A 25,921-nucleotide genomic window follows, 5' to 3' on the forward strand; every position below is an offset into this window, starting at 1 on the left:
ACACGATTCGCAGTGCCGGGGCCTTCGGAGCTACTTCTTATCGAGCGGGCACGGGATTTCAGCTTCGCGATTCGGCGAACATGCAATCACGTTCCAGCACGCGAACTTGCCATCGGGAAGCCAGCAATCCCAGACGGCATCTACACCGCGCGCGATTGAACCCGACGAGTACTCGTACCGAAACGCTAGGAACTGCTCATCGACGTTACCCGCGTTAGCGTCGCGAAAAGACTTGTCGAGCCAACGCGCGGCTTCTTTCGAGCTGTTCCAGGTGCCAGCGATTAACGCAGGCGATTTGAGAAGCCACCAGGCGAGGAGATACGGCGGCGTCGGGGAGTTGTAAAACACCGTACCTCCCTCGGGGCTTCGCTGCGCGCCGTTGTTAGCGCCGTTTTTGCCGCCGGTCTTGTGTCCCGCGAAGGCGTAGCCGTGCCAGTGCATGAGTCAGGCCGCGACCCCACCGAACCGGTTGTTCAGCCAGTCCTTGAGGTTCAGGAGTTCCCTTTCGGTGAAACGGACCTGCTGACCCTCCCGCTTCGTGTCGCCGACCGCGTAGGCCCCGTCCACACCGGGGATGGGCGTCACGAGCGCGCAGGATTCGGCCGTACCCGCGTCGCCGACGTTCCCGCCGCAGAGCGTCAGCGGGTCACCCTTGAGCGGAATCGAGTAGAGATCGAGCATCGTTCGGTCCTTTCTCTAAATTGACATTTCCAACCCTGCTGTTTGGCTCAACAGGGCCAACTTGCCGCCTTGCACCCAAGAAAGAGGCGGCAAGCAGGTTGATGGGCCAGAGATCAGATTGAAACTGACTCCGGGATTTCGGTGTGCTCTCTCAAGGCGTGCCGCCCGGAGGTCTGCTCGGGAATGGCGACGTACGGCCGCGCCCTTTTTGGATCTCGCTGCTCTACCGACCTCATGGGTAGGTCGCCGGAGGTAGGCGGCCAAGCTGCGACGTCCGTGCAGGTATCCATTATTTCTTTTGCGCTAGGAAAGGCGCGTTTAGTCGGCTGTTCCTCGTATGGTGGGTCAAAGTGATCGAGGAAATTTGCCTCGACGGGCGCACGGTGTACCGAGCGGGTTTTCTGCGGCTCTTGTGGTGTGCACCCCACGCCGGCCGCGGTGCTCTCTTGTGGTGCGCACGTCAGAGTCGGTCGCGTGGCAGGCTCCGAGACGACCGGTATCACCTGGGTCACCGCCGAAGCGATCTCTCGTTCTTTTTCGTCATTGAGAGCTGTTTTCAGTGCCTCGACCGACGTCGCTTCGTCGTAGTTCGTGTGCCGCCCCTTCGGCATCAACCACTCAAACAGCACCTGAGCGACTGCAATGAGTAAGCCGACCAAGGCGCGGTACGGGCTCTTGCGCGTGACCCTCGCGTACGTCGTGGCGGCGGCGAGACAGATAGCCGCGAGGATGATCACGCCCACGACGTAGAGGGCGGCGAAGTCCTCCGATCCGATCTCCCTATGCATGGCGGCTCACCTGCGACAGGGAGCCGGGCGCGCACTGCGGGGAGACCGGGGCCGCGTCGCTGTTCAGCATGGGTCCACCTCTCCGATAGGCCAACTGGGCGAGGAGGAGGCGTAGCGAGGCCATCACCCCTCTGGGTGACACCTCCCGCCCTGGCTGATCGTCCTGGGCGGGAGGTGCCTGGTAATGACCATGAACGAGGTCCGAGCGTGCGACCGGCGGTTAGTCCAGGCTGGACTAACCGCCGTAGACTGCTCGCCATGAGGCGAGTTGTGCCGCACGATTTCTGGTACCGGCCGGACGTGGCCGGGCACCTGAGCCGGTTCGACCTGCCCGCCGTCTTACAGGCGGTGACGGAGCTGCCCGGGTGGAACCAGTCTCAGCTTGCGAGCACTCTGGGATATGGCCAGTCGGGTCTAGGCAAGATCATCCGCCGGGACAACGCGCTCCGCCTCGACACGGCCCTTCAGATCGTTCACGAGCTGGGTATCCCGCCTCACTTGGTCGGTGTGGGGGGTGAACAGGAGGAGGTCGACCCGGTGGACCGTCGAGACTTTGGCCGCTTGGCTGCGGCAACGCTGGCTTCTGCCGCGATAGGTGGTCCGACGAGCGTGCAGGCGAACACGACTCCCATCCCCGGTACTCACGCAGCGGAGACCGCCGCCAAGATTCGTGCACTTACCGAGAAGTACGCAGCACTGGAACGTAAACGCGGCGGAAACTCGATTCGTCAACAGCTCGTGCGTGAAGTAAGCGTCCTCGAACCACAGGTTCGCGCCGTAGGTTACCCGGCCGCCGTTGCCGCATTCGGCGAACTGTGCGGGCTGACTGGATACGCCCACTACGACGCACAAGAGCACACTCTTGCCAGTCACTACTACTCGCTCGCACTGCAAGCCGCGCACCAAAGCGAAGCGCATCCACTTGCCGGTCAAGTCCGCGCGCTTATGAGTATGCGAGCAACTTGGAAAGACGAAGGTGACGAAGGCGCTTCCCATTGCGTTACCGCTTTGGAGACGTTGCCGAATTTGCCAGCGGTCGAGCGTGCGATGCTCATGGGGCGACAGGCCCGCGCGGAAGCACTAAAAGGCGCCAAGCAAGAGGTTTACCGACTTATTGGGACCAGTCGCGAGCTAATGGCCGATGCGGGTCCGCGCCGACCGCTCATTGCCTACTGGTCCGATACTGAGATCTACGGCAACGCAGGGATTGCCTACAAGAAGGTCGAAGATTATCCCAAGGCTGAAATCGAGCTTCGCCGCGCGATCGAAGCTGCGGGCGTAGAGGACTCCCGCGACCGTACCCTGTATCTCGGGATGTTTTCGCGCATGATGGTCACCTTGCGCCGATACGAAGAGGCCGCCGCTTCCATTGACGAGATCCTGAAGTCTTCTGTGTTGTCCAGCCGGACAACACACCAACTCCACCTGTTCATCAAGCGTGCGAAGGACGTACACGCCCGTCCGGTCGACGAAGTGAGGTATCGGATTCGCGAGCGCCTAAGCGCGGGCAAAGTCTAGTCCGGCAGGTGCTGGCCGTAGAAGGCATCGAGGAACTGACGAATGATCTCGTCGTCCTTGCCCGCTGCGAGCCACCGAGGAAGGACAACGCTCGCGGGTGCCTGGTCGTACCAGGTGTAAACCGGGCTCCCGTCGAGCAAGTCACTTCGCTGGTTCACGACGGCATCAAGGTCGCCGACACTGTGGGGCGACGTCGAGTGGACGCCTACGTGAAGGGCGAGCCATGAGGCATCCGCGCCGTCGGCGAAGGCCATGTCATCGTCTTCGACTTCGTCGCCCGCGCCTGGGTACGTCCAGTGCGATGCTTTGAGTTCGGCGACGCCGGTTCCGCTCGCGCCACGCATCAACCAGGAGTGCAGCACGTTGCCCGGCCCGGCAGGCTGCTCGATATGTTCGAACCGGCGGTCGCTCGTCATGGGCCAACCGTAGCGGCCTCGTAGACTGGCCTAGCAGGGCCGCTGACAGCCTGACACGCTTGCAACGGATTCGCCGACGCTCCGGACGGCGTCGGCCCACAGAGGGCCTGTAGCGGCCAAGTCCGCTAGCGTCGGTATCCGCAGGTCGGCTAAGGTGTCAAACGTTAGCCATTCGCGGTGTCGAGCAGCGTCACGCCGAGCTCGAGCGCGCGGTGGATCGTCGCGATCGACTCGTCGTCGTTGTCGCGGACGCCGTAGGCCTGGCTCATGCCCATGCAGCCGAGCCCCTGGGCGCCGACTTCCAGGCCGCCCAGCTTCCTGTTCTTCACGCGGAAATCTCCTCCATGCCGGGTTCCACACCGAGCACGTTGCGCTCGACCTGGGCGTAGTTTTCGATCTTGTAGTCGAGGATGTCGAGACAGCCCTGCAGCTCGGCGATCCGCTCGGCGACCGACCGGCGCTGTTCCACCAGCAGGGCCTTGCGGCGGCCCGCGCTCGCGACGCCGTGGCGGCGCAGCGACGCGTACTCGCGCATGCTCTTGATGGGCATCCCGGTGGTGCGCAGCTTGGTCAGGAACCCCAGCCAGTTGAGGTCGTCGTCCGAGTAGGCCCGGCGCCCCGCGGCGTCCCGCGCGGGCGGGTCGAGCAGTTTGATGCGCTCGTAGTACCGGAGGGTGTCGATGGACAGTCCGCTACGTCGAGCGGCTTCCGCTATCGAGTAGCTCATGAGCCGACAGTACGACCTGGAGTGCACTCCAGGTCAACTCCCGCTGCCTGGCTTGCATAACACCGTTCCGATACGCTGGGTGCATGGCGCGACCACGCACGCATGACGAAGCGCTCCGGCTCAAGCTGCTCGACCGGGCCGGCGAGCTCATCGCGGCCGACGGGCCGAAGGCGCTTTCCCTGCGCAAGCTGGCCGCCGACGCCGGGACGTCGACCACCGCCGTGTACTCGCTCTTCGGTAGCAAACCCGATCTGGTGAACGCCCTCTACACCGAGGGTTTCCGCCGCTTCGGCGCCCGGATGGCCGGGACGCCGCTGACCGGCGACGCCGTCGAGGACCTCGTCGCGCTCGGCCGCGCCTACCGCACGAGCGCGCTGGCCGACCCGCACCTCTACGGCATCATGTTCACCAAGTCGGTGCCCGGGTTCGAGCCCAACGAAGACGCCGAGAAGCTCGCCCGCAAGACGCTGGACCCGCTGGAGCAGGTGATCCGCCGGGCCGTCGCGGACGGCGTCTTCCTCGACGTCCCGCCGGAGACCGTCGCGGTCGGCTGCTGGGCCATCGTGCACGGCCTGGTGTCGCTGGAGCTGACCGGCAACCTGCCGGAGGAGTTCGACGTCACGACGTCGTACGAAGCGGCGTTGCGCGCGAACGCCTCCGGCTGGCTGCGGCCTCAAGGCAGCGGCACCGTCCCGTCGTAGACGACCGCGCCCTTCGCGTCCCGCGCTGTCACGTGGACCTTCGTCTCCAGCGAGATCTTGATGTCCTCGGGGGCCCACACGACGACCATCCCGGCCACGACGTGGGCCTCGACGCTCTTGCCGCTCCCGAAGTCGATGACCGCCGTCGCCGCGAGCCCGGGCAGGGCCACCGCCACCGGACGGCGATCCGTGGCCGGCGGGGCACCCGGCCGGCGCCCCAGGGTGTCCGCCATCAACGGGTACGCCGGCGGTGCCTGCGGCGAGGGGCCGCTCGGGAAGGCGCGGGCCCTCGTCTTCCCCGGCCGCTGGTAGTCCGGCTCGGTGGTGCAGACCACGTACCGGTCGCCGTAGCGGCCGAGGACCACGCGGTATTCGTCGGTCTCGAGCAGCGGGCCCGGCGCGTACGCCGCGGGATCGGGGATCGCCTCCAGCTCCGCCGCCGCCAGGCAGTCGCCGAGCGCCCGGCCCTCGGCGGACGTCCGGTCGGCGGTCACCGGGCGGTCGGTGACCGCGAGCAGGGGCGGGGGCGCCGCGGGCAGCGTCACCCCCGGCTGCATCGGCTTGCCGAGCGTCAGCGTCGTCCGCGCGGGGCCGGCCCGGGTCACGCCGACGAACTGGCGGGTCATCGGGGAGACGAACAGCTGCGACATGCTGCTGTCCCCGTCCTCGGTTTTCGCGTCGAGGTAGCTCCCGTCCTCGTCCGGGGCGAGGACCCCGCCGACCATCCCGGTCGCGCTGTGCAGCAGCAGCCCCGAGCGGGTGCCCGGGGCGCGGGCCGGCGTGGCGTCCGGGTCCGACAGCGTCACGGTCGTGTCGGTGGTTTCGCAGAACATCGGCTTTCCGGCGGCGGTCGCGACGACCACCGCATCCGCTTGCAGGACCTGCGTGAACACGGGCACCCAGTCCTGGCGCGGTGACACGCGGTCCTGTTTGCCCGCCGCCTGCACCGCGGCCCAGCAGCGGTCCAGCGACAAGGTCGCCACCCGCGCGTCGAGGGTGAGCGGGTTGACGGTGCGGGGCCCGGGCGTGGCAACGGGCTGGTGCCGGATCGCCTGCGTCGCGACGACCGCGCCCGCGGCCAGCACCACGACGGCCGCCGCGGCGGCGTACCAAGCACGGGACGGACGCCGTTTCCCGAGGCCACGGCGGACTTCGGCCCGCAGCCGCGCGCGGACGTCGTCCGGCAGCTCACGCCGGGGTGGCAACCGGAGTTCGGCGGTCATTTCTCCTCCAGCAGCGAGCGCAGCCGGGCGCGGGCCCGGGACAGGTGGGCGCGGACGGTGACCTCGGCGACGGACAGCAGCGCGGCCGCGTCGGCGGCGCTCAGCTCGGCGAGCAGGCACAGCTCGACGACCTCACGCTGCGCCTTCGGCAGGGTCCGGACGACCGCGACGATCTCGCGGAGCCGCCGTTCGCCGTCGAGCCGCTCGGCGACCGCGTCGGCGTGATCGGACACCACCGGCGGGTCGGGCACCTTCCGCAGCAGCCGCAGCCGTCTTCGCGCCCCGCGGTGCTCGTCGCGGGCCGCGTTGCCGGCGACGGTGTAGAGCCACGGCAGGGCGCTGTCGCGCACCAGCGTCACCTCGGCGCGGCGGCGCCAGGCGGTGAGGAAGGTGTTCGAGGTCAGGTCCTCGGCCGCGGTCCACGACCCGGTCAGCCGGTAGGCGTGGTTCCAGACGGCTTCCGCATGGCGTTCGAAGAGCTCGCTGAAGGCTGCTTCGTCGCCTTCGGACGCCCGGTTCCACAGATCCCGGTCATCCACCGGCGCCCCCGTCGCTTGGCTGGTCACACCCCTTCATGGCCGGCACCGCCGGTGGTGTTGCTACGCGGGGAAGTGCGCGTCCGTCAGATCGAGGTCTTCGTGTTCGCCGCCATCGAAGTCGGCGCTCTCGCCGAAGACCGTGTGGGAGAACTGGAACTTCCCGCCCGAGCGGATCCGGGTGAAGCGGACACTGCGCGCGAAGTGCGCCCCGGAGAAGAACGCCCCCTCGTCGAACGTCGACCGGTCGAAGTTCGCGATGTCGGTGAACTCCGCGCCGTAGAACCCCGTCCGCCGCGTGAAGTGCGAACCGCGGATGTGGACCGCGCCGACGAACCGGGCGCGGCTGAAGTCGGCGGCGGCCAGGGTGCAGCCGCTCAGCCGGAAGTCGACGAGGACGGCCCGCTGCAGGTCGACCGACATGCCCGGCCAGTAGCCCGGGTCGTCGTGGCTCAGGTGCGTCTTGAGCAGTTCCTGCGCGGCCAGCCGGACCAGCAGCTCGGGATCGGTGTCCTCGCCGAGCTCGGCGCCGGTCCGGCCGCGCAGGCCGGTTTTCGGGCCCTTGAACGGCATCCGCAGGTACGCGCACAGCACGTTGACGATCATCTGGCGCTGCTTCGGGTTGTCCTGCCCGAGCCGCTCCAGCGCGTACAGCCCGCCGAGCCGCACCGGCGCCTTGTCGCTGCCGAGCTGTTCGACGGCCTTCGTGTACAGCTCGGTGACCCGCCGCTCTTCGAGGTCCCGCTCGGTCACCGCGGCGACGCGGGTCGTCTCGGCCAGCTGCAGTTCCAGCGTGCGCTGGCGCCGCGTCGCCAGCCACAGCGCGAACACGCCGCCCGCACCCGCGCCGACGCCGAACGCCGTCTTGACCGCGTCGATCCGGACCGGCGCGTCCGGGTGCCCGGACCAGGCCAGGAACAGCCAGAGCAGGGCGCCGGTGACGACCGCGACCACGACGGCGGCGCCGGCGATCCACCGCCACTTCAGGACCGGCACCGGCTCAGACGGCGCCGTACTGGCGGTCACCCGCGTCGCCGAGGCCGGGGACGATGAAGCCCGAGTCGTTGAGGCGCTCGTCGATGCTCGCCGTGACCACGCGGACCGGCAGGCCGGTCTTCTCCAGGTGGGCCAGGCCCTCCGGCGCGGCCAGCGCGCAGATCGCGGTGACGTCGTCGGCACCGCGGTCGGTGAGCAGGCGGATCGTGTACTCCATCGAGCCGCCGGTGGCGAGCATCGGGTCGAGCACCAGCACCGGCCGGTCGGCGAGCGACTCCGGCAGCGACTCGAGGTACGGCGTCGGCTTGAGCGTCTCCTCGTCGCGCGCGAGGCCGACGAAACCCATCTGCGCGTCCGGGATCAGCTTGTGCGCCTGGTCGGCCATGCCCAGCCCGGCCCGCAGCACGGGGACGAGCAGCGGCGGCTTGGCGAGGGAGTAGCCGTCGGTGCGGGCGACCGGGGTGTGGATCCGCTGGACCTTCACCGGCACGTCGCGCGTGGCTTCGTAGACGAGCATGACGGTCAGCTCGTGCAGCGCGGCCCGGAACGCGGCGCTGTCGGTGCGCGCGTCGCGCATCGTGGAGAGCCGGGCCTTCGCGAGGGGGTGGTCGACGACGTGCACATCCATGCGGGTCAATCTAGCTGTTTCGCGAAGCTCTTCACCCAGCCGCGCTGCCAGGGTGTTTCGACGGCCCGCTCGTGGTAGTGCGCGCGCGTCCAGGCGACGGCTTCTTCGGCGGGGACACCGGAGAGGATGGCCAGGCAGGCCATGACCGTCCCGGTCCGCCCGGCACCGCCGTAGCAGGCGACTTCCACCGTCTGGGTCTTCGCCCGTTCGTGGAGGGCCTTGATCTTCTGGCGGGCGTCGGCGGGTCTGGTGGGCAGCAGGAAATCGGGCCAGGTGACCCACTCGTGCGGCCAGGTGATCCCGCCGCCGTGCTTGCGCCGCAGGCGGCTCGTCCCCAGGTAGAGCCCGAAATCGGGCGCGGGACCGTCGGGGCGTGGGCGCCGCAGCCCGCGTCCGTGCACGCGGGTGCCGTCCGGAAACTCGACCATGGGCCCAGTGTCCTCGCAGAAGATGGACACACAGAGTGGTTTTCGCCGATAAGCTGCGCCGGGTGAGCGAACTGACGCCCGACCAGATGCGGGCTTCCGACGCGGACCGTGAACGCGTCGCCCAGGTGCTGCACACCGCCCTCGCGGAGGGCCGGATCACGGTCAACGAGCTGGAAGAGCGGCTCACGACGGTCTACGCGGCCAAAACCCTCGGCGAGCTGAAGCCCGTGACGGCGGACCTGCCGGCAGCTTCGGCGGCGGTCGAGCCGGCGCCGACCCGGGCGCTGGGCTACCCGGACCAGCGCATCGGCGGCCACCCGGGCTCCCCGGTGTCGATCGGCGTGCTGTCGGGAGCGGTCCGCAAGGGCAGCTGGGTCCTGCCCCCGCAGCACAACAGCCTGGCGTTCTGGGGCGGCGCGGAGATCGACCTGCGCCAGGCCCGCTTCGCGGACAAGCACAGCACGATCACCGCGGTCGCGATCATGGGCGGCATCCAGATCACGGTCCCGGACGACATCAACGTGGACGTCACGGGCATCGGGTTGATGGGCGGCTTCGTCCTGGAGGACAAGTCGGGTGCGCCGCCCGCGCCGCCGACCGCGCCCACGGTGAAGATCAACGGCCTGGCGTTCTGGGGCGGCGTGGTCGTGTACCGGAAGCCGGCGAAACGCACCGAGCCACCGCAGATCGAAGGGGCCTGACCTCGGCATTGTGACGCGTCGCGCACTCAGCGTCACAACCAACGGGGGCTCGCACTGTCGGACCCGCCGCCTAGACTCAGGCGCATGACAGCCACGACCAGCACGTCAGCGGCGCCGGCCACCCCGGCGCCGCTGGTGGACGCGACTCGCGACGACGCGAGCCTGCGCCGCTTCCTGCTCGGGCTGCCCGGAGTCGACCAGGTCGGCGTCGAGCAGCGCGCGGCGGGCCTCGGCACGCGCAGCATCAAGAAGGACGCCAAGCGGTGGGCCATCGACACCGCCATCTCCATGGTCGACCTGACCACCCTGGAGGGCGCCGACACCCGGGGCAAGGTCCGCGCGCTCGCCGCGAAGGCCGTCCGGCCCGACCCCGAGCGGCAGGACACCCCGCGCGTCGCCGCCGTCTGCGTGTACCCGGACATGGTCGCCACGGCCGTCGAAGCGCTCGAGGGCAGCGGTGTGCACGTCGCCAGCGTCGCCACCGGCTTCCCCGCCGGGCGCACTTCGCGGGACGTCAAGCTGGCCGACACCAAGATCGCCGTCGATGCCGGTGCGCACGAAGTCGACATGGTGATCGACCGCGGCGCCTTCCTCGAAGGCCGGTACATGGCCGTCTTCGAGGAGATCCAGGCCATCAAGGCCGCCTGCGGCGACGCTCACCTGAAGGTCATCCTCGAGACCGGCGAGCTGGCGACCTACGACAACGTCCGGCGCGCGTCGTGGCTGGCGCTGCTGGCCGGCGGCGACTTCATCAAGACCTCCACCGGCAAGGTCTCCCCCGCCGCGACCCTGCCCGTCACCCACATCATGCTGCAGGCCGTCCACGACTGGTACCGGCAGACCGGGCAGCTGCGCGGGGTCAAGCCCGCGGGCGGCATCCGGACGACGAAGGACGCGATCAAGTACCTGGTGGCGGTGCACGAGGTCGCCGGCGAGCAGTGGCTGACCCCGGACCTGTTCCGCTTCGGCGCGTCCAGCCTGCTCAACGACCTGCTGCTGCAGCGCCGCACCCAGGTGGACGGCCACTACAGCGGCCCCGACTACGTGACGGTGGACTGATGCCTGTTTTCGAGTACGCCCCCGCGCCCGAATCCCGGGCCATCGCGAACCTGAAGGATTCCTACAAGCCGTTCGTCAACGGCGAATTCGTCGACGGCTCGGGTGAGCCGCTCAAGACGATCAACCCGGCCACCGAGGAGGTCCTCGCCGAGGTCGGCACCGCGTCGAAGTCCGATGTGGACACCGCGGTGAAGGCCGCGCGCAAGGCGTACAACAGCGTCTGGTCGAAGATGCCGGGCACCGAACGCGCGAAGTACCTCTTCCGGATCGCGCGGCTGATCCAGGAGCGTTCGCGCGAGCTCGCCGTGCTGGAGAGCCTGGACAACGGCAAGCCGATCAAGGAGTCGCGCGACTCCGACGTCCCGACGGCGGCCGCGCACTTCTTCTACCACGCCGGCTGGGCGGACAAGCTGGAGTACGCCGGCTACGGGCCCAACCCGCGGCCGCTGGGTGTCGCGGGCCAGATCATCCCGTGGAACTTCCCGCTGCTGATGCTGGCCTGGAAGATCGCCCCGGCGCTGGCCACCGGCAACACCGTGGTCCTCAAGCCGGCCGAGACGACGCCGCTGACCGCGCTGGTGTTCGCGGAGATCTGCCAGCAGGCGGAGCTGCCGCCGGGTGTGGTGAACATCCTCCCGGGCGCGGGCGACATCGGCGCGTCGATCGTGGCGCACGCCGACGTCGACAAGATCGCCTTCACCGGCTCGACCGAGGTCGGCAAGGCGATCCAGCGCCAGGTCGCGGGCACGCCGAAGAAGCTGACCCTGGAACTGGGCGGCAAGGCGGCGAACATCGTGTTCGAGGACGCGCCGCTCGACCAGGCGATCGAGGGCATCGTCAACGGCATCTTCTTCAACCAGGGCCACGTCTGCTGCGCGGGCTCGCGGCTGCTGGTGCAGGAGTCGATCGCCGAAGAGGTGCTGGAGAAGCTGCACCACCGCGTGTCCACGTTGCGCATCGGCGACCCGCTGGACAAGAACACCGACATCGGCGCGATCAACTCGGCCGAGCAGCTGGCGAAGATCCGCGGGCTGGTCGAATCGGGTGACGCCGAAGGCGCGGAGCGCTGGACCAGTCCGTGCCCGCTCCCGGACCGCGGGTTCTTCTTCGCCCCGACGGTGTTCGCGAACGTCCACCAGTCGATGCGGATCGCCCGCGAGGAGATCTTCGGCCCGGTGCTGTCGGTGCTGACGTTCCGCACGCCGGACGAGGCCGTGGCGAAGGCGAACAACACGCCGTACGGCCTTTCGGCGGGCATCTGGACCGAAAAGGGCTCCCGGATCCTGTGGATGGCGAACCAGCTGCGCGCCGGCGTGGTCTGGGCCAACACCTTCAACCGCTTCGACCCCGCCGCCCCGTTCGGCGGCTACCAGGAATCCGGCTTCGGGCGCGAAGGCGGCCGCACCGGGCTGGAGGCGTACCTGAATGTCTGACCGGATTTCCGTCGCGAAGACGTACAAGCTGTACATCGGCGGCAAGTTCCCCCGTTCGGAGTCCGGCCGGGTGTACCCGGTGACGGACGGCAAGGGCAAGTTCCTGGCGAACGCGGCCCACGCGTCCCGCAAGGACGTCCGCGACGCGGTGGTGGCCGCGCGCAAGGCGTTCGGAGGCTGGTCTTCCGCCACCGCCTACAACCGCGGTCAGGTCCTCTACCGCGTGGCCGAGGTCCTCGAAGGCCGCCGCGACCAGTTCATCGCAGAGGTCTCGGCGTCGGAGGGCCTGGCGGCGAAGAAGGCCGAGTCCATTGTGGACGCGGCCGTCGACCGCTGGGTCTGGTACGCGGGCTGGACGGACAAGATCGCGACGGTCCTCGGCGCGGCCAACCCGGTGGCGGGCCCGTACTTCTCGTTCACGGTCCCGGAGCCGACGGGCGTGGTGGGCGTCCTGGCCCCGCAGAGCTCGTCGTTGCTGGGCCTGGTCGAGGTCCTGGCCCCGGTCCTGGCCACCGGCTCGACGGCGGTGGTGGTCTCGAGCGCCGAACGCCCGCTGCCGGCGATCACGCTGTCGGAGGTCCTGGCCACGTCGGACGTCCCGGGCGGAGTCGCGAACATCCTGACGGGCCGGGCTGCGGAACTGGGCCCGTGGCTGGCGTCCCACGGCGATGTCAACGCCCTGGACCCGACGGGAGCGGCCCCGGCGGACCGGGTGGAGCTGGCCCGCGAAGCGGCGAACACGGTGAAGCGGGTGTTGACCGTCCCGGAGGCGGAGCCGGACTGGACGCAGGCCCCGGACCTGGCCCGGCTGAGGCGGTACCTGGAGGCGAAGACGGTCTGGCACCCCCTGGGCGTCTGACCCGTCCGAACGGCGAACGCGAGACACCCACCCGGCCCGATGGTAGCGTTCCGGTCACACAGCGAAACGGGGAGTGACGCTGCATGAGCGATGACGAACGCTGGGCCTTCGAGCAGGAGTACCGGAGCTGGGACGACGAGCCGTCACCGGTCCCGGTCGGCGAACCCGCATCGGAAGATCCGGGTCTGACCGGGACCGATCCGGACGGTGTGGTCGAGGTGCTCGTCACGGCTGCAGCGGAGATCGTCGCGGTCCGGCTATCCCGAGAGTGGCGCCGGTCCCTCGATCCGCGAGTGCTCGACCAGGCCGTGCTCACCGCCGCCAACACGGCCGTGATGCGCGCTCTGGCGAGAAGCGTGGAAGACACCGAGATCGAGGTCTCGCCCGGGCCGGGCGTCCCGCCCGACGCGGACGTCGGCCCGCTGACCTCGGCCGACGTTCAGCGGTTGCTGGACAGTGTTTCGGCCGAGCTCGCCAGGTTCTCTCAACGGCTCTCGACCGTCGTCGATCAACCGGCACAGGCGGAAAGCTCGGGCGGCCACGTACATGGGGCAGCGGAACGGGGTCACTTCACGAGGCTGACCATCGATTCCTTGTGGGCCGGGCAGGCGCGGCACACGGAAATCGCCGGTGAGCTGACCGAAGTGCTCCAAAAGCTGCACTCGGCGAGCACACCGGGCGAACTGGCGGCCGGCCCCGGAGGTCCCGCGATCACGGAACTCATGGACCTGGCGCGTGATCCGCAGCTGCTCATGCGCCGCCTGGGCATGCCGGTCGGCTGACCACCGAATACCGACTGACAGGAGCGCAACGATGGATCTCAAGACCGCGGTCGCTGCCCTGCGCTCGGACGCGGGCGTGTGGGACCACGCGGGGCAAGCCGTCGACGGGCCCAAGCAGGCCATCGGCGACCTCGGCTTAGCACCGAGCGACGTGATGATGTTCGGAGTCGACAAAGGCATCGACAAGACCTACGCCAACGCCCAGCACGCGTTGATGGACATGCTCGGCCAGGCATCGGAGAACTTCCACGCCCTCGCCGGCGCATTGCGGCACGCCGCGGATCTGTACGACGAGACCGAGGCCGCTCACCAGCAGGGCATCCAGCGCGCGTCCGGTCATTGAGCCAGCGAAGGACCAGAAACTTGACGAGCACGGCGATCCAGCAGAGCACGGGGACGTTCCACGAGCTGGAACAGAAGATCCGGGAGTTCATCGACAAGGTCAACGACGCGCTGAGCTGGGTTCCCGCTTTCCTGTCCGACCTGATCCAGCCGATCAAGCAGGGCATGGCCGTCCTGCAGCAGAAGGCCAAGGAGTTCTGGGACCGGGTGAACCAGCTGATCGACCAGCCCGGCAGCCCCGACCGGCTCCACCAGGTAGCAGCCGACTGGGTGGACAAGGTCGGCAACGTGGTCGGCGATATCGCCGGTGACGTCACGCTGGACAAACTTCAGGCCAACCTGGATTGGCAGGGACGCGGCGCCGAGGCGTACAAAGCCACTGTTCCGGCTCAGGTCGGCGGCCTCAACTCCGTCAAGGACCTGGCCAACCAGCTGCGGGGCTCGCTGGACAACCTCGCGAACGGCATCGAGACCTTCTGGGTGGCCATGGGAGTCGCCGGCGGCGTCTTCCTGGTCGGGGCGACCGGGGCGATCGCCGCGGCGTGCACCGTCGTGGGCATCCCGGCCGCGATCGCGGCGATCGCCACCGCGGCCGGAGTCGCCATCGGCCTGGTGACCACGGCCATCATCTCGGTGATGTCGCTCGTGAACACCATCTCGACCGAACAAAACACCCTCACTCAGAAGGTGCACGACCTCGGCGATCAGTGGTCGAAGTCGAACGTCGGTGCCATGCAGGACAAGTCCGATTGGCACGTGATGCAGTGACCAACTCCCACCTGCCACGACAGCCGTCGGCCGGCCGGGGTTCCGCCGCCCGGCCGACGGGCGCGATCGCCGTGGCCGTTGCGCTGCTCAGCTGGGTCGCGCTCGTCTGGCTGGGCGTCGGAGCGCCGCGGCACACCCATCCGCTGGTCTACTTCGGCCTGATCTTCCTCGGCGCCGGAAGCTTCGCGGTGCTCCTCGCTGGAACGGGCGCGCTGACCGTGCACGCCCGGGCCATCGCCGGGCGGCTGACTCCGTCGTTCGTCACCGGCGTCCGGAACCTGGTTCTCGCCATGTGGTGGTGCGCGATCGTCGTCGACGTCATCGGTTGCGTGATCGTCTTCGGCACCGCAGGGCGTGGGGGGACCGCGGGGCTCGGGGCAGCCCTGGCGCTCGCGGTGCCGCTCATCGCCGTGCTGACGGTGGCGGTGGGCGCGCTGACGTCATTCGCCGTGCGCCGAAGCTACCGGTTCTAGCTCATCGTCACCGAGAAGTCCGACAGCGTGAACCGCGCCTTCCCGCCCCCGGTCGAGCAGAACTCGATCCCGTAGCCGATCTGGTTCACCGTCGGGTTCGCCGGGACCAGGCCCTTGCCGATCGCCCACGCGATCATCGCCTTCAGGTCCACGCTCCCCGAATACTGCGTGGCGCGGGACACGAACGCCACGTACCCCTCGTCGTCCGCCCAGACGTCGTACGTCAGACCTCCCGCCGTGTACGTCGTCAGCTTGTCGCCCGAGGGGACCTGCTTGCTGTTCTCCGTCCAAACCATCACCTCGGTGACGCCCTTGCCGTTGCCGACGCCGTTCAGCCACAGGTCGTACGCCACGTCGTAGACGCCCGTGCCCGGGCCGCGGCCGGCGAACGTCGACTTGATCACCGAATAGTCGTTGAACGGCTTCCCGTTCTGGTTGTTGATGTCCTTGTGCACGTTCGGATAGGTTTTCACCGACGTCGAATCGGGTTGAGTGGAATCGACGTACCAGTTGTCGTACGCGCACGCGCGCAGCGTTTCCGGGCCCGCTTCCCCGGCGTTCCACATGTTGTTGTGGACGTAGTAACCGCCGTCAGACCAGCCGCCGTCGGGGTCGCTCGTGGTGAACTCCGGGCTGCGGCAGCCCCGCACCGGCGTGGCCGACGGCGGCACCGGAGCCGACGAAGGCGCAGGTCGGGCGCTTGAAGACGACGACGGCGGCGCCGACGAAGCCACAGAAGGCGGAACGGCAGAAGACGCGGCGACCGGCAGCGGCGAGGGCGCTGCCGCCACGCCGTCGACGGGCGCGCCGCCGCACCCGGCGAGCACCGGGAAGGAAATCGCCAACAACACGGCCAGCATTCTTCGTCGCATTTTCCCGCCCGCAGCTGCAATTTCCGGCAGAACGAGGCGGAACCCTAACACGGAAATCCGCGGAATCAGTCCGGGTCGAGGTCGTGGGACGTGATCGGCCGGCCGGGCAGCGGTGTGCCCGGCCGGGCGCTGAGGCCGTCGATCATGATGCCGACGCACCGGCGGGCCGCCATCTCGGCCACCTCCGGCGACTTCGCCCGCATCTGGCGCAGCAGCGTCGCGAACAGGATCGCGATGTCACCCGCCCCGACGTCGTCGCGGAGCTTGCCCTCGGCCTTGGCGCCGTCGACGAAGCGGTCGAGGACCGCCAGGATCTCGTCGCGCAGCCGGCGGACCTGCGGGTCGTTCTTGAGGATCACCAGCGCCCGGTGCGACACCATCGCCAGCTGCACGCTCAGCTGCAGCTCCACCGACTGCCGCAGCAGCCGCTCCAGCGCGCGCCACGACGACGTCTCCTCCGCGGCGATCACGCGCGCGTCGATCAGCACCCGCTCGAAGTTGTCCATGGCGACCGCGCGGACCAGCGCGTCGCGGTCCGGGAACCGGCGGTAGAGCGTGCCGACGCCGACGCCGGCCGCGCGGGCGATCTCCTCCATCGGTACCTCGGGACCGGACACGGCGAAGATGTGCTTCGCGGCGGCCAGGATCTGGTCGCGGTTGCGCCGCGCATCCGCCCGCAGGCTGGTCTCGGGGTCTGCCGTCATGCCGTTCGCCTTCCGCTGAATCGCGCGGGGTGATTCTCGCATGGTCAACCGGCCACCCACTCCCCCCGCGATCGGGTAGTCGGCATCTAGTGGACGACTTCCTTCCGCTTCGGTACCTTGGAGCAGAGAACCGGAATGTAATCCTCCGCATACTTTCCGTCCGATTTAGGGGGTCCGAAATGACCGAAGTGGCCGAACCTGCGACGCGGGACGACACCTTCCCGCTGCTCCGCTCGTGCCCGTTCGCCCCGCCGCCGGCGTACGAAGAGCTGCGCGAGGCCGGGCCGGTCCACCGCGTCACGCTGCAGTCCGGCCAGGAGGCGTGGGCGGTGACGCGGCTGGAGGACGTCCGGACCGTGCTGAACGACCCGCGGTTCAGCTCCGACCGGTTCAACCCCGGCTTCCCGATCCTGACGAGGCAGGGCCGCCCGCAGCGCCGCCGCTTCACCGCGTCGCTGATCAACATGGACCCCCCGGAGCACGGCGCCGCCCGCCGCGAGGTCGTCGGCGAGTTCACCGTCAAGCGGATGAAGGCGCTGCAGCCGCGGATCCAGCAGATCGTCGACGAGCACATCGACGCGATCCTGGCCGGCCCGAAGCCCGCCGACCTGGTCTCGGCGCTGAGCCTGCCCGTGCCGTCCCTGGTCATCTGCGAGCAGCTCGGCGTGCCGTACGCCGACCACGACTTCTTCCAGTCGCGCAGCTCCACCCTGCTGAACCGGGAAGTGACGCAGGAAGCGCGGATGCAGGCCGTCGAGGAGATGCAGAACTACCTCGACGAGCTGGTCTCGGCGAAGGAGGCCGACCCCACCGACGACCTGCTCGGCCGCCAGATCCTCAAGCAGCGCGAAGAGCACGGTGACGTCGCGCACGACGAGCTCGTCTCGCTGGCCTTCCTGCTGCTCCTCGCCGGGCACGAGACGACGGCGAACATGATCTCGCTGGGCACCGTGGCGCTGCTGGAGAACCCGGACCAGCTCGCGATCATCAAGAACGACCCGGGCAAGACGCTCGACGCCGTCGAGGAGCTGCTGCGGTACTTCACCATCGCCGAATTCGCGACCTCGCGCGTCGCCACGGAGGACGTCGAGATCGGCGGCCAGGTCATCCGCGCGGGCGAAGGCGTGCTCGGCCTCAGCTACTCCGGCAACCGCGATGCGACGGCGTTCGAGAACCCCGACGCCCTCGACCTCGAGCGTGGCGCGCGCCACCACGTCGCCTTCGGCTTCGGGCCGCACCAGTGCCTCGGCCAGAACCTGGCCCGGATGGAACTGCAGATCGTCTTCGACACGCTCTTCCGCCGCATCCCGGACCTCAAGCTGGCCGCACCGGCGGACCAGCTGCCGTACAAGCACGACTCCTCGATCTTCGGCCTCTACTGCCTGCCCGTGACCTGGTGAAGGGGGACGCCATGACGACCGTCGAAGAGCGCGAATTCCCGATGACCCGCACGTGCCCGTTCGCGCCGCCGCCGGCGTACGAGGAGATCCGCGAAGGCGAGCCCGTCTCGCGGGTCCGGCTGCCCGACGGCGGCCACGCCTGGGCGGTCACCCGGCACGAGGACGTCCGGACCGTGCTGAACGACCGGCGCTTCAGCGCCGACCGGCAGCACCCGGACTTCCCGCAGCTGGTCAAGGGCGGGTTCCGGCGCCAAGGCGACGAGCGCACGATGATCACCATGGACGCGCCGGAGCACGGCCCGGCCCGCAAGGCCGTGCTCGGCGAGTTCACCGTGCGCCGGATGGAGGCGCTGCGGCCGCGCATCCAGGAGATCGTCGACAGCCGGATCGACGCGCTGCTGGCCGGCCCGAAGCCCGGTGACCTGGTCGAGGCGCTGGCGCTGCCGGTGCCGTCGCTGGTCATCTGCGAGATGCTCGGCGTCCCGTACGCCGACCACGACTTCTTCCAGGTCCACACGGCGCAGATGCTCAAGCGCGCGACTCCCCCGGAGGAGCGGCGGGCGGCGTTCGAGACCATCCGCGGGTACATGGCGGACCTCATCGCCGAGAAGGAGGCGAACCCGCCGGACGACCTGCTCGGCCGGCAGATCGTCAAGCTCCGCGAAGAGGGCACCTACCGGCGGGAGTCGCTCGCCGCGACGGGCTTCCTGCTGCTGGTGGCGGGCCACGAGACGACGGCGAACATGATCTCGCTGTCCACCGTCGCCTTCCTGCGCAACCCGGAGCAGCTCGCGGTGATCAAGGCGGACCCGGGCAAGACGCTCGACGCCGTCGAGGAGATGCTGCGGTACTGGACGATCGTCGACGCGGCCACGGCACGCCTGTGCGTCGAGGACATCGAGGTCGGCGGGCAGCTGATCCGCGCCGGCGAGGGGGTCCTGGCGCTGGGGTACGCGGCGAACCGCGATCCGCGCGCGTTCGACGACCCGGACACGCTCGACATCGAGCGCGGCGCGCGCCACCACGTCGCCTTCGGGTTCGGCCCGCACCAGTGCCTCGGCCAGAACCTGGCCCGGATGGAACTGCAGATCGTCTTCGACACGCTCTTCCGCCGGATCCCGCAGCTGGCGCTGGCCGCGCCGGTCGACGACCTGCCGTTCAAGGACGACGCGAACATCTACGGCCTGTACCGGCTGCCGGTGACCTGGTAGAGACGAACTGCCAAACCACCACAGGAGAAGAGGACCATGAAGATCATCGCGGACACCGGCAAGTGCGTCGGCGCCGGTCAGTGCGTACTCACCGAGCCCTCGCTGTTCGACCAGAGCGAGGAGGACGGCACGGTCATCGTGCTCGACGACCAGCCCGAGGGTGAGCTGGTCGAAAAGGCGCGTGAAGCGGTGCACGTCTGCCCGAGCCAGGCCCTCTCGCTCCAGGACTGACCGCGCGAAGGCCACCTCGAGCCCGCTCGAGGTGGCCTTCGGCGTTGCTGGACCGCGCACCGCTCACCGAAGCGATGCTGATCACCGACCCGGCGGCCGCGGTCCTGGCCGCCAAACCCCGTGATGTCCCGCTGATCACGCATGATGCCCCTCCAGTCACGCGAGTTCCGCGCCCAATCACACGAGTCCCGCTTCCGATCACGCGACTTCCGCCTCTGATCACGCGAGATCCGGTTACTCCCCCGGGCGTACTTCCGCCCCCCGCGGCGTACTCCGGCGGGCGCAAACCCGGTCCCGGCGGGTCCGGGACGAAACCCGGGTCGCGCCCGATGTGCCCGCGCCGCCGCCCGGCGAGCCTGGGTCCCGTGAAGACTTCTCCCCGCTGGCGGCAGTCCGTGGTGTGGCTGCACGTCGTTTCCTCGGTCGCCTGGATGAGCCAGGCCCTCGCGCTCGTCGTGCTCATGTCGGCGGGCGCGCCCGCGATGGCCGACCGCCTCGATTCCGTCCTGCTCGCCCCCATGGCCAACGTCTCCGCGTTCACCGGCCTCCTGCTCGCCGGCGCGACCGCGTGGGGCTACCTCCGGCACTGGTGGGTGCTCACGAAGTTCGCCCTGACGCTGATCCAGCTCTACGCCGGGATCTTCCTGCTGTCGCCCGCGTTGCGCGAGTCGGCGGACACCGGTGCCGTCGCTTGGCCGCAGGTCGCCGGCGCGGCGCTGATGGCGAGCGCCCTCGCGTTCCAAGCCTGGCTGTCGGTCGCGAAACCGGGTCGCAAGACGCCGTGGTCACCCGCCGCGAAGCCACCGACCGCACCCACCTGGGTGTTCGTGGCCGGGATCGCCGCACCGGCGTTCGACGTCACCGCCGGCCTGCTGCTCGGCTACCCGCTCCCCGCGCTGGAGCTGGTCACACTGGGCGTGCTCGCGCTTGAGCGGCGACGACGTCATCGCCGTGCTCGGCGGCCCAGCGCCCGAAGCCCTCGATCGGCGCCAGCAGCGTCGAGCCCAGGTGCGTAAGCGCGTACGCGCCCTCGCGACGCTCGACGAGACCGTCGGATTCCAGGCGCCGCACGGTTTCCGTGAGCACCTTCGCGCTGATGCCGCCGATGGTCCGCCGCAGGTCGACGTGCCGCCGCGGCCCGTCGCGCAACGCCCACAGCACCACCGGGTTCCACGTGTTGGCGACCAGGTCGAACGCGAGCCGCGTCCGGCAGTCGGCGAGGAAGTCCATGGTTACCGTTCGGTTCCTTCCCGGGTCCTTAACGTCGTGCTGGTACCAGCCAAGCACGAGGAGGACGCATGCGGATCGGGATCTTCGGCACGGGCGGGATGGCGGACGCGCTCGGCACGCAGTGGGCCCGGGCGGGCCACGAGCTGATGGTGAGCGGCCGTTCGGACCCCGCCGCCTTGGCCGGGCGGCTCGGCGCCGCGACCGGATCGTGGCGGGAGACGGCCGCGTTCGGGGACGTGCTGCTCCTGGCCGTCCCCGCGGCAGCCATCGGCGAAGTGCTCGCCGGGGCGGGCCCGCTCGCCGGGAAGGTGCTGGTGGACTGCAGCAACGACCCCGGCCTGACGGGGACCCCGGTGGCGTCGCGGATCGCCACGGACGCCCACGTCGTCAAGGCGTTCAACCTGGCCCACGTCGACGTCTGGCGGCTGACCCCACCGGTGTTCGGCGGCCGTCCCCTGTCGGTGCCGCTGTGCGGCGACGACCCGGCGGCGCTGGCCGCGGTGAGCACGCTGGTCCGGGACATCGGCGCCCGGCCGGTGCCCGCGGGCGGCCTGGACCAGGCGGCCCTGCTGGAGGCCACGGCGGCGTTCGCCATCAGGCTGTGGTTCGCGGGCGAAGACGCCCAGGCGATCCTCACGCCACTGGCTTGACGCCGGGCGGTCAGTGCGCGCCGACCTCGGTCACGTGCACGACCGCCATCCCGGCTTCGTCCGACGCGGCCAGGTCGACCTCGGCGCTGATGCCCCAGTCGTGGTCGCCCGCCGGGTCGTCGAAGATCTGGCGCACCTTCCAGACGTCCGGCTGCTGGTCGATCATGAGCAGCTGCGGGCCGCGCGCGTCCGGGCCGGTGCCCAGCGTCTCGTACTCCTCGAAGTAGTCCTCGATCGCTTCCTGCCACGCGTCCGCGTCCCAGCCCGAGTCCGCGTCCAGCTCGCCGAGCGGGAACCACGCCCGCCGCGCGAAGAGCTCGACCCGGCGGAACAGCTCGTTGCGGACCAGGACGCGGAAGGCGCGCTCGTTGCGGGTGACGCCCGGCGGCGGCTCCGGCGGCCGGTGCGACACCGGGCCCTCTTCGGTCGGGTGGCGCAGCGCCTCCCACTCGTCGAGCAGGCTGGAGTCGACCTGCCGGACGAGCTCGCCGAGCCACTCGATGAGGTCCTGCAGCGGCTCGGTCTTGGCCTCGTCCGGGACCGTGTGGCGCAGAGCGTCGTAGACGTCCGCGAGGTAGCGCAGCACCAGCCCCTCGGACCGGGCCAGCTGGTAGAAGCCGATGTACTCCACGAAGTTCATCGCCCGCTCGTACATGTCCCGCACGACCGACTTCGGCGACAGCTCGTAGTCGGCGACCCACGGGTGGCCCTGCCGGTAGCTGTGGAAGGCCCCCTGCAGCAGCTCCTCGAGCGGCTTCGGGTAGCTGATGTTCTCGAGCAGTTCCATCCGCTCGTCGTACTCGATGCCCTCGGCCTTCATCGCCTGCACGGCCTCGCCGCGCGCCTTGAACTGCTGCTGCGAGAGCACCGGCCGCGGGTTGTCCACTGTGGATTCCACAACGGACACGACGTCGAGCGCGTAGCTCGGCGACTCGAGGTCGAACAGCTCGATCGCGGCCAGTGCGAACGGCGAAAGCGGCTGGTTGAGCGCGAAGTCGAACTGCAGGTCGACGGTGAGCCGGATGATCCGGCCCTGGTCGTCCGGTTCGGACAGTCGTTCGACGACGCTGGCGGCGAGCAGCGCGCGGTAGATCGCGATGGCGCGCAGGATGAGCTTGCGCTGCGAGGCACGGTCTTCGTGGTTGTCCTCGAGCAGGTGCCGCATCGAGTCGAAGGCGTTGCCCGGCCGCGAGATCACGTTCAGCAGCATCGAGTGCGTGACCTTGAAGCTGGACGTCAGCGGCTCGGGGTCGGCCGCGATGAGGCGCTCGAACGTGCTCTCGGTCCAGTTAACGAACCCCTCCGGGGCCTTCTTCCGGACGATCTTCTTTTTCTTCTTCGGGTCGTCGCCCGCCTTCTCGAGGGCCTTGGCGTTTTCGACGACGTGGTCGGGCGCCTGCACGACGACGTAGCCGTCGGTGTCGTACCCCGCGCGCCCGGCCCGGCCGGCGATCTGGTGGAACTCGCGCGCCTTGAGGTGCCGCTGGCGGACGCCGTCGTACTTCGTCAGCGCGGAGAACACGACGGTCCGGATCGGGACGTTGATGCCGACGCCGAGGGTGTCGGTCCCGCAGATCACCTTGAGCAGTCCGGACTGGGCCAGGGTCTCGACCAGCCGGCGGTACTTCGGCAGCATTCCGGCGTGGTGGACGCCGATGCCGTGGCGGACCAGCCGGGAGAGCGTCTTGCCGAAGCCGGCGGAGAACCGGAAGTCGCCGATCAGCTCGGCGATGGCGTCCTTCTCGGCCTTCGACGTGACGTTGATGCTCATCAGCGTCTGCGCCCGCTCGATGGCCGCGGCCTGGGAGAAGTGGACGACGTAGACGGGCGCTTGACCGCCGTTCAACAGCTCGGACATCGTCTCGTGCAGCGGCGTCAGCGCGTACCGGAAGGTGAGCGGGACCGGGCGCTGCGCCGACGTGACGACCGCGGTCGGCTTGCCGGTGCGGCGGGTGAGGTCCTTCTCGAAGAAGGACACGTCGCCCAGGGTCGCCGACATCAGGACGAACTGGGCCTTGGGCAGTTCCAGCAGCGGCACCTGCCAGGCCCAGCCGCGGTCGGGCTCGGAGTAGAAGTGGAACTCGTCGGCCACGACCTGCCCGACCGGGGCGTCGGCACCGAAGCGCAACGCGATGTTCGCCAGGATTTCGGCGGTGCAGCAGATGATGGGGGCGTCCGCGTTGACGCTGGAGTCGCCGGTCATCATCCCGACGTTGTCGGCGCCGAAGATGTCGATGAGCTGGAAGAACTTCTCCGAGACGAGGGCCTTGATGGGCGCGGTGTAGTAGCTGCGGCGGCCCTGGGCGAGCGCGGTGAAGTGCGCGCCGACGGCGACGAGGCTCTTCCCGGAGCCGGTCGGCGTCGAGAGGATGACGTTCGAGCCGGAGACGACCTCCATCACCGCCTCCTCCTGCGCCGGGTACAGCTCGATACCCCGTTCGGCCGTCCAGGTGGTGAAGGCTTCGAAGAGCGCGTCGGGGTCGGGATCCGCAGGCAGGAGGTCTGTGAGAGTCATCAGGCGTCCATCGTGCCATCCGCTCGTCGCAAAGTCGGCAGGGGCGATCGCATCGCGAGTGCGAAACCCGTAGGCTTCGCGGTACCGCGCGTGGACTGGGTGATACTTCCCATCACGCGCGCACACGGGCGGTACTCCGGAGGGCTTAGGAATGGCACAGGACATCATCCCGATCGAACTCGGCCTGCCGCAGGGCGACGTCGTCACCCTGTGGGCGCCGCGCTGGCGGGAAGACGGCGAGGAGTGGGAAGCGTTCCTCGGCGACGAGGACGACCTGTACGCCTTCGCCGACGCCGCCCACCTGGCCGCTTTCGTGCGCACGTCCGAGCGGCACGACCTGCTCGACCACCCGGCGTGGGACGCGGTGCCGTCGCTGAACGTGCCCGAGCTGATCCCGGACGAGGACCACACGTACGACCTCGTCGGCGTGCCGGAGCTGGTCGCCGAGGAGCCGGACGTCTGGCACATCGCGGAGCTGGCGGAGATCGTCGGCATCGTGCGCTCGCTCGCCGACGTCTGCGACCTCGAGGAGGTCCACGAGATCCTCGACTCGACCGAGGGTTTCTCGCTGCTCGACCAGGGGACGCTGCCGTTCACCGGGAGCGTCGGCGTGCAGGTGTGGAACGACCTGTCCGAGACGGTGTCGCAGAAGTGGGACACCGTGCTCGACGCGATCGACGGCCTGGTCACCCAGCCGGAGGTCGACGAGAAGGTGCTGGAGCAGACGGCCGAGGAGCTGGCCGCGTTCCACGAGGAGTCCGCCGAGGCCGAGGCCGGCGCCGAGGGCGAAGAGGACCTCGAGGCGCTGTCTTCGGAAGACGACGACGACCCGATCGAGGAAGAAGAAGGCCCGGTCGGGTTCTGGGCCGAGGTCGGCATCGACCCGATCAAGATCATCACGTCCGGCGCGGAGTACTACACGCTGCGCTGCTACCTCGACGACGCCCCGGTGTTCCTGGGCAGCGAGGGCGAGATCGACGTGTTCACGTCGACGGGCGCGCTGGCCCGCGCCCTGGCGGACGGCAAGGAGCTGGCCGACACGGACCTCGCGGACGTGTCCACGTGGGACGAGGTCCTGGCCAAGGCCACGGCGGGCGAGCTCGAGATCGAGGTCGACCCGGAGAACACCTACGTGCTGACGGGCCTGGACGCGGACATCGCGGAAGGGCCGGAGGCGATCGACCCGACGCAGCTGGAGCTGGCGGTCGAGCTGATCACGGACGCCGCGGAGTGGGCGGGCGACGACTCGGCCGAGACGGCACTGGCGGGCAACGAAAGCCTGGGCTGGCTGGTGTCGTTCGTCCTGCGCCCGGACCCGTCCCGCCTGGAGCCGTCGGCCCCGTTCGACGCCGAGCAGAGCGCGTGGCGGAAGCTCGTCGAAACTTTCGAGAACCGCCTGACGGTGGCTTGATCGTTCTTCCGAAGGCCGCCTCCCGTGGTTGGGGAGGCGGCCTTCGCCATGTCTGAGGTCCGTCGATCCTCCAGCCGACCGTCTGGGTACGCAGCCCGACCGTCTGGGTACGCAGCCCGACCGTCTGGGTACGCAGCCCGACCGTCTGGGTGCGCAGGCCGACCGTCCAGGCACGCCGACCGGCCCTCCAGGTACGCAGCCGACCCTCCACGTACGCAAGTCGACCATCCCGGTTACGCAGGCCGACCGATCCACACCCCAGGTGGAATGTGGACAACCCGGCCGAGCGTGCCTCTCGTCGGCGGGTTTCTGTCACCGGCGGCCGATACGCTGGAGACGGGGGGCGCCCCCGCGGGCTGCGGGTTCGATTCGCGCGTGCAGCAGGCGGCTGACCCGCGTACCTCGACGGTCAGCCCGCGTGCCTCGACGGTCGCTTGCGTACCTCGACAGTCGGCTCGCGTACTCAGACGGTCGGCTCGCGCACCCAGACAGTCGGCTCGCGTACCTGGAGGGTCGGCTCGCGTACCGGAACGGTCGACCGGCGTACCCCGCGGGTCGGTCCGTGCTCAGCCGGGCATCTCGCGTGACTGGGCGGGCATCTCGCGTGATCCGGCGGGCATCTTGCGTGATTGGGCGGG

30 protein-coding genes and 1 pseudogene are annotated in these 25,921 nt (G+C 69.3%); 16 read left to right on the top strand and 15 right to left on the bottom strand.

Features of this window, described 5'->3' with window-relative positions; all coding sequences use genetic code 11:
- Nucleotides 1–30: 30 nt before the first annotated feature.
- From ACLJPY_RS22250 to ACLJPY_RS22260, 3 genes are all read right to left on the bottom strand, one after another.
- Entirely contained in the window at nucleotides 31–348 is a 318-nt protein-coding gene (locus tag ACLJPY_RS22250; protein ID WP_410591124.1) for a hypothetical protein, read from the bottom strand.
- A 96-nt stretch (nucleotides 349–444) separates the two neighbouring features.
- Nucleotides 445–681, bottom strand: coding sequence for a hypothetical protein (locus ACLJPY_RS22255; RefSeq protein WP_410591125.1), 237 nt, complete (start codon nucleotides 679–681; stop codon nucleotides 445–447).
- Between the two features lie 113 nt (nucleotides 682–794).
- Nucleotides 795–1,469, bottom strand: coding sequence for a hypothetical protein (locus ACLJPY_RS22260; RefSeq protein WP_410591127.1), 675 nt, complete (start codon nucleotides 1,467–1,469; stop codon nucleotides 795–797).
- A 258-nt stretch (nucleotides 1,470–1,727) separates the two neighbouring features.
- On the opposite strand from ACLJPY_RS22260, the gene ACLJPY_RS22265 reads away from it, so the two are divergent.
- On the top strand, nucleotides 1,728–2,987 hold the full coding sequence (locus ACLJPY_RS22265) for a helix-turn-helix domain-containing protein (protein ID WP_410591128.1): 1,260 nt from the start codon (nucleotides 1,728–1,730) through the stop codon (nucleotides 2,985–2,987).
- Here the strand turns inward: ACLJPY_RS22265 and ACLJPY_RS22270 are convergent.
- The 3 genes and pseudogenes from ACLJPY_RS22270 to ACLJPY_RS22280 all read right to left on the bottom strand — a co-directional run bounded on the left by ACLJPY_RS22270 (nucleotide 2,984) and on the right by ACLJPY_RS22280 (nucleotide 4,130).
- Entirely contained in the window at nucleotides 2,984–3,403 is a 420-nt protein-coding gene (locus ACLJPY_RS22270; protein WP_410591129.1) for a hypothetical protein, read from the bottom strand. The genes ACLJPY_RS22265 and ACLJPY_RS22270 overlap by 4 nt on opposite strands.
- A 170-nt stretch (nucleotides 3,404–3,573) precedes the next feature.
- A pseudogene (locus ACLJPY_RS22275) lies at nucleotides 3,574–3,732 on the bottom strand (aldo/keto reductase); the annotation flags it as partial.
- Entirely contained in the window at nucleotides 3,729–4,130 is a 402-nt protein-coding gene (locus ACLJPY_RS22280) for a MerR family transcriptional regulator (RefSeq protein ID WP_310971071.1), read from the bottom strand. The gene ACLJPY_RS22280 and the pseudogene ACLJPY_RS22275, both read right to left, overlap by 4 nt.
- Nucleotides 4,131–4,213: 83 nt before the next feature.
- Between ACLJPY_RS22280 and ACLJPY_RS22285 the strand changes: the two genes are divergently transcribed.
- Nucleotides 4,214–4,831 (top strand): TetR/AcrR family transcriptional regulator, encoded by a 618-nt coding sequence (locus ACLJPY_RS22285; protein ID WP_410591130.1) that lies wholly within the window; start codon nucleotides 4,214–4,216, stop codon nucleotides 4,829–4,831.
- On the opposite strand, the gene ACLJPY_RS22290 is transcribed toward ACLJPY_RS22285, so the two are convergent.
- Genes ACLJPY_RS22290 through ACLJPY_RS22310 form a run of 5 tightly spaced genes read right to left on the bottom strand, consistent with a single transcriptional unit; the run spans nucleotide 4,804 to nucleotide 8,642 of the window.
- Nucleotides 4,804–6,054, bottom strand: a complete 1,251-nt coding sequence (locus tag ACLJPY_RS22290) for a hypothetical protein (RefSeq protein WP_410591131.1) — start codon at nucleotides 6,052–6,054, stop codon at nucleotides 4,804–4,806. The genes ACLJPY_RS22285 and ACLJPY_RS22290 overlap by 28 nt on opposite strands.
- The gene (locus ACLJPY_RS22295; RefSeq protein ID WP_410591133.1) at nucleotides 6,051–6,620 is read right to left on the bottom strand and encodes an RNA polymerase sigma factor; all 570 of its coding nucleotides are present in this window, start codon (nucleotides 6,618–6,620) and stop codon (nucleotides 6,051–6,053) included. The genes ACLJPY_RS22290 and ACLJPY_RS22295 overlap by 4 nt, the downstream gene beginning before the upstream one ends.
- Before the next feature lie 33 nt (nucleotides 6,621–6,653).
- Nucleotides 6,654–7,586 carry a pentapeptide repeat-containing protein gene (locus ACLJPY_RS22300; protein ID WP_410591134.1) on the bottom strand — a complete coding sequence of 311 codons (933 nt, stop codon included), beginning with the start codon at nucleotides 7,584–7,586 and terminating at the stop codon, nucleotides 6,654–6,656.
- 4 nt (nucleotides 7,587–7,590) lie between these two features.
- Nucleotides 7,591–8,214, bottom strand: coding sequence for a uracil phosphoribosyltransferase (upp, locus tag ACLJPY_RS22305; RefSeq protein WP_410569195.1), 624 nt, complete (start codon nucleotides 8,212–8,214; stop codon nucleotides 7,591–7,593).
- 5 nt (nucleotides 8,215–8,219) lie between these two features.
- Nucleotides 8,220–8,642, bottom strand: a complete 423-nt coding sequence (locus ACLJPY_RS22310) for a protein-tyrosine phosphatase family protein (protein WP_410591136.1) — start codon at nucleotides 8,640–8,642, stop codon at nucleotides 8,220–8,222.
- A gap of 86 nt (nucleotides 8,643–8,728) precedes the next feature.
- On the opposite strand from ACLJPY_RS22310, the gene ACLJPY_RS22315 reads away from it, so the two are divergent.
- From ACLJPY_RS22315 to ACLJPY_RS22350, 8 genes are all read left to right on the top strand, one after another.
- Complete coding sequence (locus ACLJPY_RS22315; RefSeq protein WP_410591263.1) at nucleotides 8,729–9,343, top strand: DUF1707 domain-containing protein; 615 nt, start codon at nucleotides 8,729–8,731, stop codon at nucleotides 9,341–9,343.
- A gap of 84 nt (nucleotides 9,344–9,427) precedes the next feature.
- The gene (gene deoC, locus ACLJPY_RS22320) at nucleotides 9,428–10,402 is read left to right on the top strand and encodes a deoxyribose-phosphate aldolase (RefSeq protein WP_410591137.1); all 975 of its coding nucleotides are present in this window, start codon (nucleotides 9,428–9,430) and stop codon (nucleotides 10,400–10,402) included.
- Nucleotides 10,402–11,835: an aldehyde dehydrogenase family protein gene (locus ACLJPY_RS22325; protein ID WP_410591139.1), complete on the top strand. Its 1,434-nt coding sequence runs from the start codon at nucleotides 10,402–10,404 to the stop codon at nucleotides 11,833–11,835. The genes deoC and ACLJPY_RS22325 overlap by 1 nt, the downstream gene beginning before the upstream one ends.
- Nucleotides 11,828–12,694 carry an aldehyde dehydrogenase family protein gene (locus tag ACLJPY_RS22330; RefSeq protein ID WP_410591140.1) on the top strand — a complete coding sequence of 289 codons (867 nt, stop codon included), beginning with the start codon at nucleotides 11,828–11,830 and terminating at the stop codon, nucleotides 12,692–12,694. The genes ACLJPY_RS22325 and ACLJPY_RS22330 overlap by 8 nt, the downstream gene beginning before the upstream one ends.
- Nucleotides 12,695–12,777: 83 nt before the next feature.
- Nucleotides 12,778–13,476 carry a YbaB/EbfC family nucleoid-associated protein gene (locus ACLJPY_RS22335; RefSeq protein WP_410591142.1) on the top strand — a complete coding sequence of 233 codons (699 nt, stop codon included), beginning with the start codon at nucleotides 12,778–12,780 and terminating at the stop codon, nucleotides 13,474–13,476.
- A gap of 31 nt (nucleotides 13,477–13,507) precedes the next feature.
- Nucleotides 13,508–13,819, top strand: coding sequence for a hypothetical protein (locus ACLJPY_RS22340; protein ID WP_410591144.1), 312 nt, complete (start codon nucleotides 13,508–13,510; stop codon nucleotides 13,817–13,819).
- A 20-nt stretch (nucleotides 13,820–13,839) separates the two neighbouring features.
- Entirely contained in the window at nucleotides 13,840–14,586 is a 747-nt protein-coding gene (locus ACLJPY_RS22345; protein ID WP_410591146.1) for a hypothetical protein, read from the top strand.
- Nucleotides 14,583–15,059 carry a hypothetical protein gene (locus ACLJPY_RS22350; protein ID WP_410591148.1) on the top strand — a complete coding sequence of 159 codons (477 nt, stop codon included), beginning with the start codon at nucleotides 14,583–14,585 and terminating at the stop codon, nucleotides 15,057–15,059. The genes ACLJPY_RS22345 and ACLJPY_RS22350 overlap by 4 nt, the downstream gene beginning before the upstream one ends.
- Here the strand turns inward: ACLJPY_RS22350 and ACLJPY_RS22355 are convergent.
- On the bottom strand, nucleotides 15,056–15,919 hold the full coding sequence (locus ACLJPY_RS22355) for a GH12 family glycosyl hydrolase domain-containing protein (RefSeq protein WP_410591150.1): 864 nt from the start codon (nucleotides 15,917–15,919) through the stop codon (nucleotides 15,056–15,058). The two genes, ACLJPY_RS22350 and ACLJPY_RS22355, sit on opposite strands and share 4 nt — an antisense overlap.
- Nucleotides 15,920–15,996: 77 nt before the next feature.
- Nucleotides 15,997–16,635 (bottom strand): TetR/AcrR family transcriptional regulator, encoded by a 639-nt coding sequence (locus ACLJPY_RS22360; RefSeq protein ID WP_410591152.1) that lies wholly within the window; start codon nucleotides 16,633–16,635, stop codon nucleotides 15,997–15,999.
- Between the two features lie 179 nt (nucleotides 16,636–16,814).
- Between ACLJPY_RS22360 and ACLJPY_RS22365 the strand changes: the two genes are divergently transcribed.
- The 4 genes from ACLJPY_RS22365 (at nucleotide 16,815) to ACLJPY_RS22380 (ending at nucleotide 20,493) form a co-directional block, all read left to right on the top strand.
- Nucleotides 16,815–18,035: a cytochrome P450 gene (locus ACLJPY_RS22365; RefSeq protein ID WP_410591154.1), complete on the top strand. Its 1,221-nt coding sequence runs from the start codon at nucleotides 16,815–16,817 to the stop codon at nucleotides 18,033–18,035.
- An 11-nt stretch (nucleotides 18,036–18,046) separates the two neighbouring features.
- Nucleotides 18,047–19,246, top strand: a complete 1,200-nt coding sequence (locus ACLJPY_RS22370; RefSeq protein ID WP_410591155.1) for a cytochrome P450 — start codon at nucleotides 18,047–18,049, stop codon at nucleotides 19,244–19,246.
- Between the two features lie 36 nt (nucleotides 19,247–19,282).
- On the top strand, nucleotides 19,283–19,477 hold the full coding sequence (locus ACLJPY_RS22375) for a ferredoxin (protein ID WP_410591157.1): 195 nt from the start codon (nucleotides 19,283–19,285) through the stop codon (nucleotides 19,475–19,477).
- Between the two features lie 365 nt (nucleotides 19,478–19,842).
- The gene (locus ACLJPY_RS22380; RefSeq protein WP_410591159.1) at nucleotides 19,843–20,493 is read left to right on the top strand and encodes a hypothetical protein; all 651 of its coding nucleotides are present in this window, start codon (nucleotides 19,843–19,845) and stop codon (nucleotides 20,491–20,493) included.
- Here the strand turns inward: ACLJPY_RS22380 and ACLJPY_RS22385 are convergent.
- Entirely contained in the window at nucleotides 20,384–20,707 is a 324-nt protein-coding gene (locus ACLJPY_RS22385; protein ID WP_410591161.1) for a winged helix-turn-helix transcriptional regulator, read from the bottom strand. The two genes, ACLJPY_RS22380 and ACLJPY_RS22385, sit on opposite strands and share 110 nt — an antisense overlap.
- Before the next feature lie 68 nt (nucleotides 20,708–20,775).
- On the opposite strand from ACLJPY_RS22385, the gene ACLJPY_RS22390 reads away from it, so the two are divergent.
- Nucleotides 20,776–21,357, top strand: a complete 582-nt coding sequence (locus tag ACLJPY_RS22390) for an NADPH-dependent F420 reductase (RefSeq protein WP_410591163.1) — start codon at nucleotides 20,776–20,778, stop codon at nucleotides 21,355–21,357.
- A 10-nt stretch (nucleotides 21,358–21,367) separates the two neighbouring features.
- Here ACLJPY_RS22390 and ACLJPY_RS22395 read toward each other — a convergent pair whose 3' ends face one another.
- The gene (locus tag ACLJPY_RS22395; RefSeq protein ID WP_410591165.1) at nucleotides 21,368–23,872 is read right to left on the bottom strand and encodes a DEAD/DEAH box helicase; all 2,505 of its coding nucleotides are present in this window, start codon (nucleotides 23,870–23,872) and stop codon (nucleotides 21,368–21,370) included.
- A 151-nt stretch (nucleotides 23,873–24,023) separates the two neighbouring features.
- Between ACLJPY_RS22395 and ACLJPY_RS22400 the strand changes: the two genes are divergently transcribed.
- Nucleotides 24,024–25,283, top strand: a complete 1,260-nt coding sequence (locus ACLJPY_RS22400; RefSeq protein WP_410591167.1) for a primosomal protein — start codon at nucleotides 24,024–24,026, stop codon at nucleotides 25,281–25,283.
- Nucleotides 25,284–25,921: the final 638 nt, after the last annotated feature.

The sequence above is a fragment of the Amycolatopsis sp. lyj-23 genome (assembly GCF_046549135.1).
Classification (GTDB): Bacteria; Actinomycetota; Actinomycetes; order Mycobacteriales; family Pseudonocardiaceae; genus Amycolatopsis.

Excerpts from the sequence above, each read along its gene's own strand:
- ACLJPY_RS22315 (WP_410591263.1), top strand. The coding sequence starts at position 8,729 with ATGCGGGCTTCCGACGCGGACCGTGAACGCGTCGCCCAGGTGCTGCAC.
- ACLJPY_RS22325 (WP_410591139.1), top strand. The coding sequence starts at position 10,402 with ATGCCTGTTTTCGAGTACGCCCCCGCGCCCGAATCCCGGGCCATCGCG.
- ACLJPY_RS22270 (WP_410591129.1), bottom strand. The coding sequence starts at position 3,403 with ATGACGAGCGACCGCCGGTTCGAACATATCGAGCAGCCTGCCGGGCCG.
- ACLJPY_RS22330 (WP_410591140.1), top strand. The coding sequence starts at position 11,828 with ATGTCTGACCGGATTTCCGTCGCGAAGACGTACAAGCTGTACATCGGC.
- ACLJPY_RS22285 (WP_410591130.1), top strand. The coding sequence starts at position 4,214 with ATGGCGCGACCACGCACGCATGACGAAGCGCTCCGGCTCAAGCTGCTC.
- ACLJPY_RS22255 (WP_410591125.1), bottom strand. The coding sequence starts at position 681 with ATGCTCGATCTCTACTCGATTCCGCTCAAGGGTGACCCGCTGACGCTC.
- deoC (WP_410591137.1), top strand. The coding sequence starts at position 9,428 with ATGACAGCCACGACCAGCACGTCAGCGGCGCCGGCCACCCCGGCGCCG.
- ACLJPY_RS22335 (WP_410591142.1), top strand. The coding sequence starts at position 12,778 with ATGAGCGATGACGAACGCTGGGCCTTCGAGCAGGAGTACCGGAGCTGG.
- ACLJPY_RS22390 (WP_410591163.1), top strand. The coding sequence starts at position 20,776 with ATGCGGATCGGGATCTTCGGCACGGGCGGGATGGCGGACGCGCTCGGC.
- ACLJPY_RS22260 (WP_410591127.1), bottom strand. The coding sequence starts at position 1,469 with ATGCATAGGGAGATCGGATCGGAGGACTTCGCCGCCCTCTACGTCGTG.
- ACLJPY_RS22365 (WP_410591154.1), top strand. The coding sequence starts at position 16,815 with ATGACCGAAGTGGCCGAACCTGCGACGCGGGACGACACCTTCCCGCTG.
- ACLJPY_RS22360 (WP_410591152.1), bottom strand. The coding sequence starts at position 16,635 with ATGACGGCAGACCCCGAGACCAGCCTGCGGGCGGATGCGCGGCGCAAC.
- ACLJPY_RS22355 (WP_410591150.1), bottom strand. The coding sequence starts at position 15,919 with ATGCTGGCCGTGTTGTTGGCGATTTCCTTCCCGGTGCTCGCCGGGTGC.
- ACLJPY_RS22280 (WP_310971071.1), bottom strand. The coding sequence starts at position 4,130 with ATGAGCTACTCGATAGCGGAAGCCGCTCGACGTAGCGGACTGTCCATC.
- ACLJPY_RS22290 (WP_410591131.1), bottom strand. The coding sequence starts at position 6,054 with ATGACCGCCGAACTCCGGTTGCCACCCCGGCGTGAGCTGCCGGACGAC.
- ACLJPY_RS22310 (WP_410591136.1), bottom strand. The coding sequence starts at position 8,642 with ATGGTCGAGTTTCCGGACGGCACCCGCGTGCACGGACGCGGGCTGCGG.
- ACLJPY_RS22400 (WP_410591167.1), top strand. The coding sequence starts at position 24,024 with ATGGCACAGGACATCATCCCGATCGAACTCGGCCTGCCGCAGGGCGAC.
- ACLJPY_RS22375 (WP_410591157.1), top strand. The coding sequence starts at position 19,283 with ATGAAGATCATCGCGGACACCGGCAAGTGCGTCGGCGCCGGTCAGTGC.
- ACLJPY_RS22340 (WP_410591144.1), top strand. The coding sequence starts at position 13,508 with ATGGATCTCAAGACCGCGGTCGCTGCCCTGCGCTCGGACGCGGGCGTG.
- ACLJPY_RS22385 (WP_410591161.1), bottom strand. The coding sequence starts at position 20,707 with ATGGACTTCCTCGCCGACTGCCGGACGCGGCTCGCGTTCGACCTGGTC.
- upp (WP_410569195.1), bottom strand. The coding sequence starts at position 8,214 with ATGGATGTGCACGTCGTCGACCACCCCCTCGCGAAGGCCCGGCTCTCC.
- ACLJPY_RS22265 (WP_410591128.1), top strand. The coding sequence starts at position 1,728 with ATGAGGCGAGTTGTGCCGCACGATTTCTGGTACCGGCCGGACGTGGCC.
- ACLJPY_RS22395 (WP_410591165.1), bottom strand. The coding sequence starts at position 23,872 with ATGACTCTCACAGACCTCCTGCCTGCGGATCCCGACCCCGACGCGCTC.
- ACLJPY_RS22370 (WP_410591155.1), top strand. The coding sequence starts at position 18,047 with ATGACGACCGTCGAAGAGCGCGAATTCCCGATGACCCGCACGTGCCCG.